15 protein-coding genes are annotated in these 18,102 nt (G+C 63.9%); 11 read left to right on the top strand and 4 right to left on the bottom strand.

Going from position 1 to position 18,102, the window contains the following annotated elements; translation table 11 throughout:
* The first annotated feature begins 144 nt into the window (after positions 1 to 144).
* Positions 145 to 1,203 (top strand): catalase family peroxidase, encoded by a 1,059-nt coding sequence (locus OZ411_RS28455; protein WP_282530622.1) that lies wholly within the window; start codon positions 145 to 147, stop codon positions 1,201 to 1,203.
* Positions 1,200 to 1,790: a cytochrome b gene (locus OZ411_RS28450; RefSeq protein WP_282530621.1), complete on the top strand. Its 591-nt coding sequence runs from the start codon at positions 1,200 to 1,202 to the stop codon at positions 1,788 to 1,790. Before OZ411_RS28455 ends, OZ411_RS28450 begins: the two co-directional genes overlap by 4 nt.
* A gap of 7 nt (positions 1,791 to 1,797) precedes the next feature.
* Here the strand turns inward: OZ411_RS28450 and OZ411_RS28445 are convergent, their stop codons facing one another.
* Positions 1,798 to 2,601 (bottom strand): alpha/beta fold hydrolase, encoded by an 804-nt coding sequence (locus OZ411_RS28445; protein ID WP_282530620.1) that lies wholly within the window; start codon positions 2,599 to 2,601, stop codon positions 1,798 to 1,800.
* A 230-nt stretch (positions 2,602 to 2,831) separates the two neighbouring features.
* Between OZ411_RS28445 and OZ411_RS28440 the strand changes: the two genes are divergently transcribed.
* The 9 genes from OZ411_RS28440 to OZ411_RS28400 all read left to right on the top strand — a co-directional run bounded on the left by OZ411_RS28440 (position 2,832) and on the right by OZ411_RS28400 (position 10,985).
* Complete coding sequence (locus OZ411_RS28440) at positions 2,832 to 3,617, top strand: alpha/beta hydrolase (RefSeq protein ID WP_282530619.1); 786 nt, start codon at positions 2,832 to 2,834, stop codon at positions 3,615 to 3,617.
* A gap of 131 nt (positions 3,618 to 3,748) precedes the next feature.
* Positions 3,749 to 5,395, top strand: coding sequence for a malonate decarboxylase subunit alpha (mdcA, locus tag OZ411_RS28435; RefSeq protein WP_282530618.1), 1,647 nt, complete (start codon positions 3,749 to 3,751; stop codon positions 5,393 to 5,395).
* A 13-nt stretch (positions 5,396 to 5,408) separates the two neighbouring features.
* Positions 5,409 to 5,726 carry a malonate decarboxylase acyl carrier protein gene (gene mdcC, locus OZ411_RS28430; RefSeq protein WP_130579060.1) on the top strand — a complete coding sequence of 106 codons (318 nt, stop codon included), beginning with the start codon at positions 5,409 to 5,411 and terminating at the stop codon, positions 5,724 to 5,726.
* The gene (locus tag OZ411_RS28425) at positions 5,723 to 6,661 is read left to right on the top strand and encodes a biotin-independent malonate decarboxylase subunit beta (RefSeq protein ID WP_282530617.1); all 939 of its coding nucleotides are present in this window, start codon (positions 5,723 to 5,725) and stop codon (positions 6,659 to 6,661) included. The genes mdcC and OZ411_RS28425 overlap by 4 nt, the downstream gene beginning before the upstream one ends.
* Positions 6,648 to 7,370, top strand: coding sequence for a biotin-independent malonate decarboxylase subunit gamma (gene mdcE / locus OZ411_RS28420; RefSeq protein WP_282530616.1), 723 nt, complete (start codon positions 6,648 to 6,650; stop codon positions 7,368 to 7,370). Before OZ411_RS28425 ends, mdcE begins: the two co-directional genes overlap by 14 nt.
* Complete coding sequence (mdcG, locus tag OZ411_RS28415; RefSeq protein WP_349017045.1) at positions 7,345 to 8,025, top strand: malonate decarboxylase holo-[acyl-carrier-protein] synthase; 681 nt, start codon at positions 7,345 to 7,347, stop codon at positions 8,023 to 8,025. The genes mdcE and mdcG overlap by 26 nt, the downstream gene beginning before the upstream one ends.
* On the top strand, positions 8,022 to 8,912 hold the full coding sequence (gene mdcB / locus OZ411_RS28410; protein WP_282530614.1) for a triphosphoribosyl-dephospho-CoA synthase MdcB: 891 nt from the start codon (positions 8,022 to 8,024) through the stop codon (positions 8,910 to 8,912). Before mdcG ends, mdcB begins: the two co-directional genes overlap by 4 nt.
* A gap of 58 nt (positions 8,913 to 8,970) precedes the next feature.
* Complete coding sequence (locus OZ411_RS28405) at positions 8,971 to 9,915, top strand: malonate decarboxylase subunit epsilon (protein ID WP_282530613.1); 945 nt, start codon at positions 8,971 to 8,973, stop codon at positions 9,913 to 9,915.
* Between the two features lie 167 nt (positions 9,916 to 10,082).
* On the top strand, positions 10,083 to 10,985 hold the full coding sequence (locus OZ411_RS28400) for an alpha/beta fold hydrolase (protein ID WP_282530612.1): 903 nt from the start codon (positions 10,083 to 10,085) through the stop codon (positions 10,983 to 10,985).
* 38 nt (positions 10,986 to 11,023) lie between these two features.
* Here the strand turns inward: OZ411_RS28400 and OZ411_RS28395 are convergent, their stop codons facing one another.
* The 3 genes from OZ411_RS28395 to OZ411_RS28385 form a co-directional block, all read right to left on the bottom strand.
* Positions 11,024 to 11,731 (bottom strand): hypothetical protein, encoded by a 708-nt coding sequence (locus tag OZ411_RS28395; RefSeq protein ID WP_282530611.1) that lies wholly within the window; start codon positions 11,729 to 11,731, stop codon positions 11,024 to 11,026.
* 81 nt (positions 11,732 to 11,812) lie between these two features.
* Entirely contained in the window at positions 11,813 to 14,656 is a 2,844-nt protein-coding gene (locus tag OZ411_RS28390) for a winged helix-turn-helix domain-containing protein (RefSeq protein WP_282530610.1), read from the bottom strand.
* Between the two features lie 486 nt (positions 14,657 to 15,142).
* A complete protein-coding gene (locus OZ411_RS28385; protein ID WP_282530609.1) occupies positions 15,143 to 18,076 on the bottom strand; it encodes a winged helix-turn-helix domain-containing protein in 2,934 nt (977 codons plus the stop codon).
* Between the last annotated feature and the right edge of the window lie 26 nt (positions 18,077 to 18,102).

Below are 18,102 nucleotides of genomic sequence, written 5' to 3'. Positions count from 1 at the left end.
CAATCCCCTCCGGCGTGGGCGCGTCGCGGCTGCCGGCCGTGCGATTTTGAAAGAGTCTTGGCAGGTTCGGGAAGACCCTCCGATGCTCCGGAGGGATAGTGGTGGCTACAGGACAGAATTATCCATCGTCATCGTGAGGTCTGAATGCCCGAGCCGCGTCCATCTCCCGCACGTTCCGTGCTGGGATCACTCGTGCTGATCGGCGTCGTCATCGCCGGCAGCGCGGCCGCCTTCGCCTACACTGCGGGATGGCTTTCGCCGGAGCGCCTGACGCCGTGGAAGATGTTGGAGGCGCTGGCGCCCCCCAGCGGCCCGGCGCTTGGTTACCGCCGCAATCACGCCAAGGGCATCTGCTTCACCGGCGTTTTCGAATCCAACGGCAATGGCGCGGCGATCTCACGCGCTTCGGTCCTTGCCGCCGGCCAGTATGCGGCGCTGGGACGCTTCAATCTGGGCACGCCCAATCCGGATGCCGCGGATGCATCGGTCCGCGTGCGCGGCCTGGGATTGCGGATCATGCCGCCGAATGGCCAGGAATGGCGCATGGCGATGATCAATGCGCCGGTCTTTGCAGCCTCCACGCCGGAAGGCTTTCACGAACTCCTGGTCGCAGCGGGCAGCAAGGACCCCAACGCGATGAAGATGTTTGCCGAAGCGCATCCGGAGTTTGCGCCGTTCGGCGCGTGGGCCAAGAATGCGCCCTGGACCGGCAGCTATGCCGAGGATCGCTTCAACGGTCTCAACAGTTTCGTCTTCACCGACAGTTCCGGCGCCGATCACGCGGTGCGATGGTCGTTGCTGCCGCAGGCGCAAGTGGTTCCGGTGACACAGGATGATCTCAAGAAGCTTGATCCTGACTTCCTTGAACAGGAGATCACGCAGCGGGTTCGCTCTGGCCCGCAGCGTTGGACCATGACGGTGACCGTCGCCAACCCAGGTGATCCCACCGCGGATCCGACCAAGGCCTGGCCGGAGGATCGTCGCACCATCGAGGTCGGCACGCTGGTCGTGCAGCGGATCGAGGCCGAGGCGGATGGTCCTTGCCGCGACATCAACTTCGATCCGACCGTGCTGCCGCCGGGCATGCGCACCTCGGACGATCCGTTCCCGGCGGCCCGCTCATCGGTCTACGCCAAGTCGTACGATCTCCGCACGGCGGAGGCCAAGGATTATCCACGAACCGTAACGGGCCCGAAGCCATGAACGCTATCCGCCACCACTTCTCTCCCCTTCAGCGCGTGCTGCACTGGGTCATGGCAGTCTGCATCCTGACGATGCTCTTCATTGGCGTCGGCATGGTATCCACGATCATGCCGAAATACGTGCCGCTGGTCTCGATCCACAAGACGCTCGGCAGCATCATCCTGGTGCTGGCGCTGATCCGCCTGGTCACGCGTTTCTATTACGGCGCGCCGCCGCTGCCGGCCGACCTGCCCGAGCCGATGAAGCTCGCTGCCGAATTGTCGCATTATGCGCTCTATGCTCTCATGATCGGCATGCCGCTGCTCGGCTGGGCCATGCTGTCGGCATCGGCCTATCCTGTTGAGCTCTACGGCGGCATCTACCTTCCCGCGATCCTGCCGCAGAGCGACAGCCTGCGTACGCTGTTGTGGAATGCGCATTTCTATCTGGCCTTCGCATTCTTTGCGCTGATCCTGATGCATGTTGCCGCCGCGCTGTTCCACGCGCTGGTCCGGCATGACGGCGTGTTCGCGGCGATGGCGCCGGTGCCGATCCACGATGAGGCTAACCAGGTCGAGAGCCGCAGAGAACTGGCTGCACGTCGTTAGAGCTGGATCAGCGATGCTCGCTGATCCAGCGGGCAATGAGATCGACCACGCGGGTTTCGATTCCGTAATAGCCGTGAGGCGACAAGGATCCGCAAGCGCGCCGCGACCGGCTAATTCCGCCACTGACGAATCGGACCTGGACCTCGGGCGAGTGGCTCATCGCCGCAGCGATGCGTGGCGCGTCGCCGGGCGCTGCCACGTTGCATCGGTCGCTCCTGTTCGCGACGATGAGAACCGGCACGCGCACGTTCTCCGGTTCCGCGCTGAAGACCGTTTCACCGCTCTTGCCCATCCTGGACACGGATTCCGTGAGGACCAGGCCCGAAACGTCTCCCCCCGGCGCGTGGGCGGCGCCATTCACCGCGGCGATCGAGCCTTGGCTGGTGCCGAGCAGGAACACGGGAACGCCGGCTTGTGACCGCGCGAAGTCGGCGAGCTCGACAACGATCCGGCCGTATTCCGGAGTGCTGCGATCGCGCCGCAGATTGGCGTGTGCGGTCGTGTCCGGAATCACCACGGCATATCCGCGCTGCACCCACAGCTCGCGCGAGCGGACGACAAAATTGTCGCCATGCCTGACATCACCATTGCTTTCGATACCGATATTCCCGCCGCCGCCGGGCAGCATCACGATTGCGGCGAGCGGCTTGGGCGGTGATATGTACAGTAGGCGTTGACGCATGCCGCTATGCAGCCGCAGCTCGACGACCAGCGCCGGTGCTGCTTCGCCTGCTACCTTATCGCGCTGCAACTCCTGCGTCTGGCCGAACGACGGAAACAACATTCCGACAGCGGCTGCCGCTGCAGCCAATCCGAGGACTCGAGTGGAACTGTGTTTGGGCATGTTCGTGAACCATATGGAGAAAGGCGTCAGGCCATCTGGCGATGCGCTTAGAATAGTGACGGCCCGCGGACAGTGTGAGTGGATCATGGGGGCAATATCATTCGGCGGCGTGCGAAGTCGAAATCATCCGTCCTTGTAGAAATACGCGAGGCAGTTCCTGACTCTATGTATTGCCGCGCAACCTGGAGTCTTCGGACATGAAACACCTCAAAGCCCGCCTCGCCTTTGCGGCCGCTCTTTCGCTCGTTTCGACAGTTATCCCGGCGCGTGCCGAGCCGCTCAAGAACATCGTGCTGGTGCACGGCGCCTGGGTGGACGCATCGGGCTGGAAGCCCGTGTATGAAATCCTCACCAAAGAAGGATTCCATGTCACCATGGTGCAGGAGCCGGAAACCTCGTTCGCCGATGACGTGACGGCGGCGAAGCGAATCCTCGACTTGCAGGACGGCCCGACGCTGCTCGTCGGCCATAGCTATGGCGGTTCGATCATCACGGAGGCCGGCGTTCATCCGAAGGTGATCGGTCTCGTCTACGTCGCCGCGCATGCGCCCGACGTCGGCGAGGATGAAGGCGCGCTTGGCAAGAAGATGCCGAGCGTGCTGGCCAAGACGGAAGGCGCGATCAAGAAGACGCCGGATCAATACACCTATCTCAACCCGCCGGATTTTCCCAAGCTCTTCGCACCCGACCTGTCGCGCGAGCGGGCGGAATTTTCCGCGCGCTCCCAGGTATTGGCCGCGGCTCAGGTCTTCACCACGCCGCTGACCGCGGCTGCCTGGAAGACCAAGCCAAGCTGGGGCATCGTCGCCGAGAGCGACCAGATCATCAATCCCGATCTCGAGCGCTGGTACTACGCCCGCGCAAAGAGCCACACCACCGAGATCAAGGGCGCCAGCCACTCCGTCTACGAATCCCATCCGAAGGAAGTGGCGGCCGTGATCACAGAAGCTGCTCGCAACGCTGAAAAGTTGGTCGCGCGGTGACAAGAAGGTTGCGAATGACGCATGGGGCTCCGGCGGGACAGGGTTCTCACACATGCCCGCCGGAGCGCCTCAGTGATCCAATCGGGTCCGACGCATATCGTTAGGGAATGCCGGATCCAGGAGCATGGCGAATGAGGAATTGGCAGCAAGGCCGGCAAGCACGCGATGCCCGCATCGAGGCCGGCGCGAAACTGGCGAAGGGTAAGATCGTCGAAGCACGCGACGCCACCCGCCTGATGGAAGCGGTGATACGGCCGGGCGACCGGGTGTGCCTCGAGGGCGATAACCAGAAGCAGGCGGACTTGCTTTGTCGCGCGCTGCTTGCCGTCGACCTCGCCAAGGTGAACGGCCTGCATATGGTGCAGTCCGGCATCGTGCTGCCGGAACATCTCGACCTGTTCGACCGCGGCGTCGCAAAGAGGCTCGATTATGCCTATTCCGGGCCGCAGTCGGCGCGCATCGCGCGCATGCTGTTCGGCGGCAAGATCGAGCTCGGCGCCGTCCATACCTATCTCGAATTGTTCGCCCGCTATTTCATCGACCTCACGCCGCAGGTTGCGCTGATCGCCGCCGTCAGCGCCGACCGCGACGGAAACCTCTATACCGGGCCGAACACCGAGGACACGCCGACGGTGGTCGAGGCCACAGCCTTCAAGAATGGCGTCGTCATCGCCCAGGTCAACGAGATCGTCGACAAGGTGCCGCGCGTCGATATCCCGGCCGACCGCGTGCAGTTCGTGGTCGAGGCCGACAAGCCGTTCTTCGTCGAGCCGTTGTTCACGCGCGATCCCGGCGCCATCACCGAAGGACAGATCCTGACTGCGATGCTGGCGATCAAGGCGATCTACGCGCCCTATGGCGTGCAGCGGCTGAATCACGGCATCGGCTTCTCCACCGCCGCGATCGAGCTGTTGTTGCCGACCTATGGCGAGCGGCTGGGATTGAAAGGCAAGGTCGCAAGCCATTTCGCCCTCAATCCCCATCCCGCGCTGATCCCCGCGATCGAATCGGGCTGGGTCGAGCAGATCCATTGCTTCGGCTCGGAGGTCGGCATGGACGACTATATCCGCGCCCGATCCGACGTCTTCTTCACCGGGCCAGACGGCTCGCTGCGCTCTAACCGCGCCTTCTGCCAGACCGCCGGCCTCTATGCCTGCGACATGTTCATCGGCTCGACCTTGCAGATCGATCTGCGGGGCAATTCCTCCACCGTCACCACATCGCGCATCGCGGGCTTCGGCGGCGCGCCGAACATGGGCGCCGATGCCCGCGGGCGGCGCCATCCGAGCACACCCTGGCTGCAGGCCGGCCGCGAGGCCGATCCCGACGGCTCGGCGCTGCTCCGCCGCGGCCGCAAGCTGGTGGTGCAGATCGGCGAGACCTTTGGCGAGAAGAACGCGCCGCTGTTCGTCGAGAAGCTCGACGCGCTCGCGCTCGCCGAGAAGCTCAAGCTCGATCTCGCCCCGGTGATGATCTATGGCGACGACGTTACACATATTGTCACGGAGGAGGGCGTCGCCAATCTCCTGCTGTGCCGTGACGCGAATGAGCGCGAACAGGCGATCCGCGGCGTCGCCGGCTACACCGATGTCGGCCGTAACAGGGACAAGAAAATGGTGCAGCATTTGCGCGAGCGCGGTGTGATCCGTCGGCCGGAGGATCTCGGCATCGATCCGCTCGACGCCGACCGCAGCATGCTGGCGGCGCGCTCGATCAAGGATCTCGTGCGGTGGTCGGGCGGGCTCTACGCGCCGCCCTCGCAATTCCGCAACTGGTGAGAGGATAGCCGCAATGGAAGATCTGAGCTTTCACCATCAGGCACGTAGCCGTGCCGGCGGGACCAGGCAAATGGCCATCATCGGCGTGGTGGCTTCAGGCAATCTGGAAGTGCTGGCGGAGCGCGTGCTGCCGGAAACGGAATGCCGGCTGGAGATCAAGACCGCGGCCGAAGGCTTTGGCGAGGTATGGGACGCCGTGGTCGCCGACTTCGTCGAGCGCTACTCGCCCGGCGGGCTCAAATTCTCCATCAACGACGGCGGCGCGCGACCTGACACCGTGTCGCTGCGTCTCGCCCAGGCTGTCCGGCTGATGGCGGAGGACGAGCAATGAGCGTCGCGGATCTGGAAAAGCCATCGGTGGAGCGGGCGCGAGCGACGAGCTTCTACGAGGCATCAGCGCGGGCGCGGATCCGGCTATTGCTTGATCCCGGAAGCTTTGTCGAATTCATCGGCCCCGAGCAGCGCGAGGTCAGCCCGCATCTGAAACTGTTCGACCTTCCCGAGCAGTTCGACGACGGCATCATCGTCGGCCACGGGCAGCTTGCAGGATCGCCGGTGTTCATTGCGGCGCAGGAAGGCCGCTTCATGGGCGGCGCTTTCGGCGAGGTCCACGGCGCCAAGCTGACGGGATTGCTGCGCGCGGCGAAGGAGATGAAATCGATCCCGGTATTGATCCTGCTCGACACTGGCGGCGTCCGCCTGCAAGAGGCCAATGCGGGCGAGCTCGCGATTGCCGAGATCATGCGCGCGGTGATCGAGGTGCGGACCGCAGGCGTGAAGGTGATCGGGCTGATCGGCGGCCGTTCTGGATGTTATGGCGGCGGTGGATTGATCGCGGGCTGCTGCTCGGCGCTCGCGGTGTCCGAGCAGGGACGTATCGCCGTCTCCGGTCCTGAGGTCATCGAGACCAATCGCGGCGTGGAAGAGTTCGACTCGCGCGACCGTGCCCTGGTCTGGCGCACAATGGGCGGCAAGCACCGGCGGCTGATCGGCGGCGCCGAACTCTTTGCCGACGACACCGTGCAAGCCTTTCGTGAAGCCGCCCTCGAATTGCTTGAGACCACCGCGGGCTTTGGCATCGACACGTTGAATGCCGAGCAATCGCGCCTTGAAGATCGATTGCAACGCTTTGGCGCCTGCCGGGATGCGGTCGAGATCTGGGCGGCGGAAGGCGTTCCGGACGCTGCGTCCGTTCCAGCGTTGCCAGCCGATCAGTTCATCGAACTTGCCGACAAGCTCCGGAGGATTGCCCGTGACGCTCGATAGGATTCTCGCCTCGATGTTTCCCGACGGCCATGACGTGAAGAACGATGGTGGCGTTCTGCTCGGGTCCGGCACGCTGCGATCCGGCGATCGCGCCCTGGTCATCGGTGTCGCTGATAGAACCGCGCTCGGTGTCGACGAGGCGATCAGGCTCTCGAGCGCCGTTCTCGGTTCGATCAAGAATGGAAGCGGCCCGATTCTGGTCGTCGTCGACAGCGACAGCCAGCGCATGAGCAAGCGCGATGAGCTTCTGGGATTGAACGAGTTCCTGGCTCATCTCGCCAAGTCGCTCATCCATGCGGATATCGAGGGCCGGCCTACGATCGGGCTGCTGTATGGCCATTCGGCGGCGGGAGCCTTCCTCGCCACCGCGCTTGCGACCCGCGTGCTGGTGGGATTGCCGGGCGCAGATCCGGCGGTGATGGATCTGCCGTCGATGTCCAAGGTGACGAAATTGCCGATCGAGGTGCTCGAGCAGAAAGCCAAGTCCACGCCGGTGTTCGCTCCCGGCCTGCAAAATCTGGTTCAGCTCGGGGCCGTGCATGTCACCTGGGACGACAAGATCTCGCTGGCCGATCAACTGGAAAAACTGCTGCGCAACATGTCCGATGCGCGCGACCGGCGCGACGCGCTCGGCAAGGAACGCGGTGGCCGCGTGAAGGCCGCCGATATCGCGGAGCGCGTTCGTGAGCTCACCATGCAAACCCGCTGAGGGACCGATGAGGCGCCATGACCTGATCTTTGTCCGCCCCGAGAGCTGGTGCACGGCGCTCGCTGCGCGGAGCGATCTGGCGGCCGATCCGCTGGTCGCGCTATGGGTCGAGAACGGCTGGCCGTTGATCGGCCGGCGTGCCACGCCTTGCGAGCGTCACGGCGTGGCGGTGGGCCTGCCATTGCCGCCTTTTGCCGGCAAGCGGCGGCTTTCCTTCCTGATGCAGGCCGAAGACGTGATCTCGATCGCGCCGCCGCCCTCGTTGGGAGCGGCCGCTCGGAAGGCGCCGCCCGCGTGGCGGCCGACGCTCGAACGTCTCGATGAACTCGCTTCGCTTCATGCGGTGGACGCAAGGGTGTTCGGCAGCCTTGCCTGGCGGGTGTTGACTGGACTGGATTATCTGACCGATCGCTCTGATCTCGATCTGCTGCTGCGCATTGGGCGCGACACGGATGTTGAAGGTCTCGTCGCTAGTATTGCCGAGATCGAGGCGCGAGCGCCGATGCGGCTCGATGGCGAACTGGTCCGCGACGACGGCGCCGCTGTGAACTGGCGGGAGTTGCACGCGGATGCGGACCGGGTCCTGGTCAAGACCATCGATAGCGTCGCCTTGCTCGATACGAGTCTCTTCCTCGCCGGGGAGATGCCGTCATGACGCTGGCTCTGGCATGGAGCGCGCAGCAGCGGGCACCTCTTCCACAGGTGAAGGCGCCGTGCGCGCCCAATGCGGCGGCAATCGCGGCAAGCGCCGTGGATTGCCTGCTGCTGGAAGTGGAGACATGGCCGAAGCCCGGCCTCGTGAGCCATGTCGATCGCGGCAGTCACGAGGATATGGATGCCGAGACACTGCGCGTCAGTGCTGAAACCATAGGCCCGTATTTCGCTGCGTTGGCGGAAGCCGGCGCCGGCGGCTGCGCGATGGAGCAACTGAGGATCATCGGTCTCGAGGCCGAGGCGGCGATGTTTGCGGCGACCTCGGGCATCAACACCCATCGCGGCGCCATCTTCGGCCTCGGACTGCTGTGCGCGGCGGCCGGAGCAAGGAGCAACGGGCAGGTCGATCCCGCTTTGTCGCTCGGAGCAACCGTGACGTGCCTCTGGGGCAGCAGCATCCTCGGTGGACCTGTGCTGCTCCACAGCCATGGCATGAAAGCCCGTCGTCGCTTCGGTGCCGGTGGCGCGCGCGTGGAAGCGGCCAAGGGATTTCCAAGCGTCTACCACGTCGGCCTGCCGGCCTTGCACAGGGGAGCTCTCGTTGCTGCCGATGACGCCGAGGCCGCGCGGGTCGAAGCATGCTTCGCATTGATCGCCGCGGTCGAGGACACCAATCTGCTGCATCGCGGCGGGCTGGACGGCCTCTTGTTTGCGCGCCGCGTGGCGCGGCAGTTTCTCGGCCAGGGCGGCGTAGGTGCGCCGGATTGGCGGGAGCGCGCCCGCGCCATCCACGATAGCTTCATCGTGCGTCGGCTCAGCCCCGGCGGATCGGCCGATTTGTTGGCCATGACCCTCTTCGTCGACGCCCACGAGAGGTCCTGTCGCTGATGTCCAATGCGATCCTGCTCGCGCTGGCGCCGGTGTTCTTCGTGATGCTGGGCTGGCTATGAGTCTCGCAATCCTCTGCTCCGGGCAAGGACGGCAGCATCGCGATATGTTCGCCCTGACCGGCGATGCGCCGGAGGCCGCCAGCCTGTTTGCCCATGCGGCGACGCTGCTCGGCGGCCGGGATCCGCGTGAGATCGTCCGTAGCGAGAGCGCGGAAGTGCTGCACCGCAACCGCATCGGCCAGATCCTCTGCACGCTGCAGGCGCTGGCCGCAGCGTCTGTGCTGCGCGACCAGATGCCGGACCGCCTCATCGTTGCCGGCTACAGCGTTGGCGAGGTGGCGGCCTGGGGCGTCGCAGGCCTTACGAGCATGACAGATACGCTCGACCTGGTGGCCCGCCGCGCGGAAGCGATGGACGCCGCCACGCGGCCCGGTGACGGAATGGTCTTCGTTCGCGGCCTTCCACGCGATGCCATCGACACCTTGTGCGAACGGCACGATGCCGCCGTCGCCATCGTCAATCCGGGCGATGCCTTCATCCTGGGCGGAAGCCGCGCAACATTGAACGCGCTCGCCGATGACGCGAAAGCGATGAATGCGGCCAGGGTCGTCGACGTACCGGTGGAAGTTGCCTCCCACACCCCGCGGCTTGCCAAGGCGTCGACGGAATTCCGCGACAGGTTAAGCCATGCTGCCGTGACGGCATTGCCAGCCGCCGGCACCCGGCTCCTGAGCGGAATTGACGCTGCGGCCGTCATCGATGTCAAAGCCGGTCTCGACAAGCTGGCGGCCCAGATCTCGCAGACGGTGCAATGGGCCGATTGCCTGCAGGCCTGCATCGAGAGCGAAGCGACGGTGTTCTTGGAACTCGGGCCGGGCGGGGCGCTGAGCGAGATGGTGGCTGGCGCCTATCATGACGTCGCGACGCGATCCCTGGAGGACTTCCGGACGCTAGACGGCGTTCGCGCCTGGCTGACTACCCATCTGGATATTCGGTTCTGATTCAATCGGAACCGAATATTTTCGGTCGCCGACGCGTGGCTTCTCACGCAAAGATTATCGTCATGCGGGCATTACGACGGTTCGTCGTTGGTAGCGAACATTCGATGAGGCATTTATATGACGCACACAATTGCAACTGACACCCCGCGCACGAGGAGATTCGGCGAATGACGATTCCTGCAGCCGAGACGTTTGGTGCAACCTGGCCCTTTGCGCCGCACTATTTTGACGGGAACGGCTTTCGTATGCATTATGTCGACGAGGGCGACGGCGATCCCATCGTTTGTCTGCATGGTGAACCGACCTGGGGCTATCTATATCGACACTTTATTCCGCCGCTTTCTGCGACGCACAGGGTCATCGTTCCCGATCACATGGGCTTCGGCAAAAGCGAGACCCCTCGCGATCGCGAGTATTCGCTGAAAGCCCATGTCGACAACCTTACGAACCTCATCGAAACGATCGATCTGAGGAACATCACCCTGGTCATGCAGGATTGGGGCGGACCGATCGGTTCGGCCTTCACACTGCGACACCCCGACCGCGTCAAGCGCTTGTTCCTCCTCAACACATTGGCGGGCTATGGCAACGCGGAGTTCGATGCGCTGACGCCCTGGTTTCAGTTTGTCCGCAAGCATTACGAAGCCGGCACACTTGGCGAGGTGTTGGGACACCTGGACGTCAACATTCTCAGCATCATGAAGATCATTGGTCTTGAGAATCTGTCGGCAGTGAATTCCGAATGGCTCGCGGCCTACGGTTCGGCCTTTCCAGCAAAAGAGGACTGCATCGGAGCGATCGAGTTCCCGCTCGATGTGCTGCTCGGTCGGATTGCTCCATACGTCGTTGAAGGCTTTCCACTCGTCGACAATCTGAAGTCAAAGCCAGCAATGCTCGCCGTTGGTATGAAGGACAGAGCTATCTCGCCGGCGGTCCAAATCGCCGACTTCAGGGGAATATGGCCGGACCGGCCCATCATCAAGCTGCCCAATGCCGGCCACTTCAGCCAGGAGGATGCGCCAGATGTCCTCGTTGCCCTGATTCAGCTCTTCGTTCAGGGCAAGGAGTGATCGCGCACAACGGGATGGTCGACGCCGCTCGTTAGCTGCTACTCGAATGACGCGTCGAAGATCTCGATGTCGATCAGCGCGGGCTTCGTAACCAGAGTGCCATCGGGCTGACGCGACAGGCAGCGCCGGAGCGTGGGGATGACGATTTCGTTGAACTTCTGATGCGCCCAGGTCAGGTGCGCGATTGCCACGCCCGCCGCCTGGTAGTCCAATCGCCGCTGAAGCCCATCGTCATCGAAGTAGAAGATCTGCTCCCGGGAATGCGTAACGATGGTCGGTGGAAATATCGCGCGGAGACGCCGCCAGATCTGGCTGCCGGTGTTCCAGGGAGGCAGTTCTTCGGTCTCAATTTCCGGTTGCGCGAGCAGAAATGGGGTCGTCAGACAGTTCCAGAGCGAGAGGCCGCAAAAATAGGCCAGGCGCAGATCGTCCCACGGCATCTCGTCGTGGTGATCCGAAAATGCCGTCTGCGGGTCGCGGCATGATCGCAGGATCTCGCCTTGCAGGCTCTGGATGGCAACCCAGTCGGGCTGGTACAGGCCGCATCTGTCGGGGGCGGTGAAGCCGGTGAATTGCAGCGTCTGGACCTCGGTCGAACCTTCCATGACCATGTCCTTGAGCCGCCCTGCATTGCCGATGCGGGAGAACAGCGCGCCATCGATGGAAAGGTGGACGGTGAATCTCTTCAACCGACGCCATCGTTCCAGCCCACCGCAGGCATCGAGGGCGTCATCAAGCAATGCCATTCGCAAATCCCGTCTTCGACCAGCCCCAAGATCGTACAGAGAGCATGGCCCAGCACGAGCGAATTTGCGCGTTAGATGTTGTTAGATGCGCGAAACCAGCTCATCGAGCAGTAGTTTTACGGACCTGAGATCGGCGCTGCCGAGGCCTTCACTGTATCGTGCATAAAGCGGAGCGATCAGCGCGTGAGCCTTTGCTGCATCGCCCTGTTCGTGCCAGAGCCGTCCCAAGGTGGCGGCCGCCCGCAATTCCCATCCGAGCGCACCTTGCTCGTGGGACAGCTTGAGCGACTGCATCAGATAGGTTTCGGCCTCGGATGGACGGGCCGAGGACGCCAGGACGTGTCCCTTGACGCGGAGCATCTCCGGCAGGTCGAACGACTGTCCGGCGCTGTCGCGCTGCGCGATCGCCTCGTCGATGATGCCGAGTGCCTCCTCGTATTGCCGCACCTGCACCAGGCCTTCGGCGAGCGCTGCCGCGAACACCGTGCTCAGGATCTTGTGCCGCGTCTGCCGTAATGTTCCGGCGCCCTGGCGGAGCAGCTCGATGCCGATCTTGGGCTCTCCGCGGCGGACCAGCAGTTCGCCCTTCAGTCCGAGTCCCACGGCCTGGTAGGGCCCGAGAAAATGCGTGGCCGCATGATTGATGAGACGCTCGATCAGCTTGTCGGTATCGTCCCAATCGCCGAACCAGAGAAACACGTAGATCGACCATATCAGGCCAATGCCGATCGTGAGCGGCTGCTGTGTGCGCTCGGCCTCGCTGACCGCATATCTCGCCGCCGCGATGGCGCGATCGGGGTGCCCCGTCAGCCAGAGGCTCCGTGCAAGGGCTACCAGTGCCACGATCCGGTCATCATATCCGAGCCGCTGCATGTTGATCTGCAGGCGAGACGGATCATGGGTCGTAGCGCTCTCGCACTGCAAGACCGCGTCGTTCTGATTCCCGATCAGGTGGTTGGCGACCCCGAGCATCCACTCCGCGGTACGGATGGCGCCGGCATCGTTCAATGTCCTCGCAACCACCGCGCCGCGCTCGCCCATCACCAGCGCGCCACGATAATCGCCGATCCGGGTGAGATAGATGTGAAGCTCCCGCAGCAGCCATAGCTGCCAGTGCAGGTCGTTGTGGGACTCTGCCAGTTCCAGGCTGCGGGTGAAGGCCGTATGGACTTCTTCGGTGTTGCCTTGCGTGAACATCAAGGACACGCCAAGCGCGGCCTGAAGCTCCATCTCCTGACGCGGGTCGGCAATTTGCGGATCAAATCCCGCCAGCGCCTGTCGCGCCCAGCGATGGCATTCCGTCAGCAGCGAAAGCTGGAGGAAGAATTGGGCGGCCGCCGCGGCAAGCCCGATCCCGATCGCGCGGTCGCCCTGGTCGGAGAAGCTCCAATCGAGGGCAGCGCGGACATTGGCAAGATGATCGGCATAGGGAGTGAAGCTGTCGCTGGTCGAGAATGCTGCTGCTCTCGCCGCGATGCCCGCAAGGAGATCGCGGAAATAGATCGCGTGGTTGCGCGATATCCTTGCGGCTTCGCCGCTTTCCGCAAGCTTCTCCGCGGCGAAGGCGCGCGTGGTGTCGAGCAGCCGATAGCGCACCGGCTGAGCCGTTGACGGCAGCGAGATCAGCGACTTCGCCACCAGGTTTGCGATCGCCTCGACCGCCTCGGCTTCGTCGGTCCCATCGTCGGACGCCACCGCAAGGGCGGCTTCCAGCGTAAAGCTGCCGACAAACACTGACAGCCTGCGCAGCGTAACGCTTTCGGCAGGCGTTAATAGCTCGTAGCTCCAGCCCAGCGCCGCGCTCAGCGTCTGATGCCTGGGCACCGCGGTGCGCCGGCCCTGCCACAACAGCGAGAAGCGACTGTTGAGCAGCGTGGCGATGCCCTGAATTCCGTAGGCGTTGACGCGACCGGCGGCGAGCTCGATCGCCAGCGCAATGCCATCGAGCTTGCGGCAGATTTCCGCCACCAGCGGCGCCTCGGCATCACCGAGCTCGAACCCGCCGAGGCTCGCGGCGATGCGTTCGACAAACAATTGCGCCGCGGGATAAGCCAGCACGTCGGGGGCCGTGATGGCGGCGCGCTCCGGCGGGCAATCCAGCGGAAACAGCCGATGCACCTGCTCGCCTTCGGCGCGCAGCGATTCGCGGCTGGTTGCCAGGATGGAAACCTCCGGCGCCTCGCGGATGATGCTTTCCGCGAGCATCGCCAGGCTTTCCAAGAGATGCTCGCAACTGTCGAAGATCAACAGCATGCGTTTCTCGCGCAGAAACGCCAGCATGCTCGGCAGCGGATTGTCGGAGGAGACCGAAAGCCCCAATGCCGATGCCAGCGCGCTCGGCACCAGGCGCTTGTCCCGCAGCGAGCCGAAATCGACGAACCTGACCATTCCGGCGAAAGCGCCAAGCTGACGGTGCCCCACCGCCAGGGCGACGGTGGTCTTGCCGATGCCGCCCGGTCCGACCACCGTGACCAGACGGTGGCGTGCGAGCTCGGCTGCAATCTTCTCGATCGTTTCAGTGCGCCCGATCATCCTGGCAATTTGCGCCGGAAGGAGAGGGCTACCGGCCGGCGTTGCGGCAGGCTCGGTCTCCGTACGCACGATCGGCGCGGTGAAGCAATAGCCGCGGCCAGGAACGTTCACGACATATCTCGCGCCGGACGCGCTGTCGCCGAGCACCTTGCGCAGCGCGCTGACGTGGAAGCGGAGGCTGCCTTCGTCGACGTTCACATCGGCCCACACCCGCGACACCAATTCCCGTTTGCCGACGACCTCGCCGGCGCGTTCGGCAAGGAAGATCAGGATGTCGAGCGCGCGGCCTCCGATATGTACGGGATTGCCGTCCTTTTCGAGCAGTCGCGCTTTCGGCAGCAGTCGGAATGGTCCGAATGCCAGTGCAGATTCATCGCTATTGTCGCTCTGCACGCGCTACCTGCCTGCTGCGAGAGCCGCCTTTGGCCCAACTATGATTTGTGCCCAGATTAGGGTGCCGGTTTGGACGGGGTTTCCTATCACGGGAGCGGCTTGCGGCGAACGAGCCATGATCTACGCCGGGTTCCCAAAAGCGTGATGACTTTTCTTGCTCCAGGCTATCGCTATCGTCTCTCGCCGGAGCCAGCAACCCGTTCGAAAGGCAAGCCGCGAAAGCCGCGGCAAGCGGATGATGTATGGAGAGGAAAGGGGGGCCGTCCCGGGGATGGGGCGGGGGGATAGGACGGCCCCCGTGGGCTCGTTGCCTTGGGAGGGGCGCTGCGAGCCCATGGCGCAAGCTGGTGGTCTTGAATGCTTACGCGATAGAACATGCCGGATCGGATGGCTCGCGTCTTTCGGATCTGCACCTTCATTTCGAGTTCGCATGATCGCGGTTGCCGGATGGACGCAGATCGGCGTCGAGCGGATGCGTTCGGTGTCTTATCCCCGAACGGCCAGTCTTGCGTCCGTCGACGTATCAGGATGTTGCGAGCTCAGCTCATCCAATAGCGCCCTTGCCGCCCTGAGCGCGGGGCTGTTGAACCCCTCGGTAAAGCGGGCATAGGTCGGCGCGAGGAGCTGGCGTGCCTCGGCGGCGCGATCCTGCCCGAGCCAAAGTCTCGCGAGGCAGGTCGCGGCAACCAGCTCCATGGCGAGCGCCGATTGGCGCCGGGCCAGGTCGATCGACTCCTTGAGGCAGCGCTCTGGCTGCTCCAGATCAGGGCTCCTCGCGGAGAGCAGCACGTCCGCCTTTGCGCGCAGCAGCTCGGGCATGCAGAACATATCCTTGTTGTGCCCGACACGGGCGATTGCCAGATCGATCGTATCCAGCGCCTCCTTTTCCTGCCCGATGGTGGCGAGCGCTTGCGCCAGCGCGATGCGGAAATCCGCGAGCGAGCCGTATCGATGGCTGTGCATGACTTCGAGCGCGCCCCGCAGCAGCGCAATCCCGGTCTCGACCTGGCCTTGCGCCACCAGGACAACGCCTTTTGTCCCGTAGCCAATCGTCTGGTACGGCCCCAGCGCGTGCTTGCTCGCCTCCAGGATAAGTCTGTCGGCGTATTCTTCGTAATTCTCCGTCTCCGAGTTCCAGACAAAGATCGAGAATGCCCAAAGCAGCGCCATGCAGAGCTTGGCAGGATGACCGATACGCATCGTGTCGGCGATGGCTCGCCGCGCCGTGTCGACCGCCTGATCGGGATATCCCTGAAGCCACAGGATACGAGCCAGGGTGATCCGTGCGCGACTGAAGTAGTCGTAGTTCAGGGGATCATCGACATCAGGTTCCGATCCCGGCAACTGCAACAACGCGGATTCCACATAGGACCGGGCCAGCCGCGCCTCTCCAGCAAGATGGCAGGAGACACCGAGCGCAATCCGCATATGGGCAAGTTTAATGCGGTCGCCGTGATCGGACGCGACGGCTTCGCCTCGTTTGGCGAGCGCCAGGGCTTCCGTGAAATTTCCCGCCCTCATCTGGAACACGTGAACCCGCTCGATCAGGCGAAGCTGGCTGGGTACGTCGCCGATTTCTTCGGCTATTCGAAGCGCTCGCGTCAGAAAAGCGTGGACGTCGTCGGTGGTCCCTTTTGTGAGCAACAAAGCCAGGCCCAGGGCGGCGTGAAGGTCGAGGTCGTATTTCAGGCTGTGATTTGCCGCTTCAAGCTGTGCGATCGCGCGCTTGGCCCAGAGCTGGCATTCGGCGAACAGGGACAATTTGAGGAAAAAAGGCATGGCCGCCGCAGCCAGCGCGACGCCCGTTGCGTGGTCGCCGCGTTCGGAGAAGCACCAGGTCAGCGCCGCGCGTATGTTTCCGAACTGGTCGGCGATTGCCGCAAAGCGGTTCGATTCCGATGAGGCGGTCGAGCCGTTGCAGATCTCCTGCAGCAGATGCAGGAAATAGCGGGCATGCCGCCGCGCCGTCGCATCGGCATCCATGCTTGCGGCAAGCCGTTCCAGGGCATAGGCCCGTGCCGTATCGAGCAACCTGTATCGCGTCGATGCGCCGGTTGGGCCTGCCGCAAGCATGGATTTTGCAACAAGGCTGGCAACGGCCGCGATCACCTGCCCATCGTCAGCGTCCTCTGCGCCCGCGACCGAGCGGGCGGCTTCCAGGGTGAAGGTGCCGGCAAACACGGCCACCCGCCGCAGCACCATACGCTCCGGCTCCGACAGCAGCTTGTAGCTCCAGTCGAGCGTCGCGCGCAGGGTCTGATGCCGTGGCAGCACGGCGTGCTGTCCCTCGCCCAGGAGCTTGAACGCGTCGTTCAAGAGCGCGACCGTGTCCTTGATAGTGGAGGCGCTGGCGCGGCTGGCGGCGAGCTCGATCGCCAGTGCAATGCCATCCAGCCTGCGGCAGATCTCGCCGACCAGGCGCGCGTCCGCGTCGTTCAGTTCGACGAAACGGCCGCCACTCGCAGCCGCGCGCTCCACGAATAGCTGGACTGCGGAAAAGGCGAGTGCTTGCGCGGCCGTCAGGCCTGCGTCATCAGGCGGGCTCAAGAGCGGCTGCAGACGGTGAACATGCTCGCCCTCGACCCGCAGCGACTCCCGGCTGGTGGCCAGGATATGGAGCTGCGGCGCCTCCGCATAGAGACGTTCGGCCAGCGCGGCCGATGTCTCGATCACATGCTCGCAACAATCCAGTATCAGCAGCATCCGCTTGTCGCGGAGCAGGTTCACCAGACTGTCGGAGGGATCACCGGCCTGGCCGAGGAGGCCGAGCGCCGAGGCGACGACATTTGGAACGAGTGCGGGGTCATGGAGTGTCCCAAAGTCGAGGAAGCGGACCGCGCCGGCGAACTCTTCGAGCAATTCATGGCCGACGGAGACCGCCACCGTGGTCTTGCCGACGCCGCCGGGGCCGACGACGGTGACGAAACGCTCGCTCCTCAGCTTGGCCGATATGTCGCGAACGGTCTGGTCGCGTCCCACCATTCGCATCGGCCGCGCCGGCAGATTGTGGGGCGGTTCGGAGACCGGTCCGATCGAGGACTGTTCCTGATCGTTCGGATGCGAAAGCCGTCCGACGAAACAGTAGCCCTGCCCCGAAACCGTAGTCAGGTATCTCGCGCCTGCCTCGCCGTCGCCAAGCGCTTTCCGAAGGCCCGCGATCTGAACCCGGAGGCTGCCTTCATCGACGATGATGTCGGGCCATACCTTGGCCAACAGGTCATTCTTGCTGACCACCGTGCCCGCACGCTCGACCAGAGCGATCAGAAGATCAAGCGCCCGGCCGCCGAGCTGAATCGGACTGCCGTCCTTCTCCAGCGTTCTTTGCCCAGCATGCAGCCGAAACGGACCGAAGCAAACGGTCCCCGGCGCGGCCGAACCCCGACCGGCCTCGCGGACGGCACGTTGCGTGCGGTCGCCCATGTTCGGGACCTCAATCAAGCAAGTGG

It is taken from the genome of Bradyrhizobium sp. Arg237L (genome assembly GCF_029990105.1).
Lineage (GTDB): Bacteria > Pseudomonadota > Alphaproteobacteria > Rhizobiales > Xanthobacteraceae > Bradyrhizobium.
This window is presented reverse-complemented; position numbering and strand designations above follow the sequence as displayed.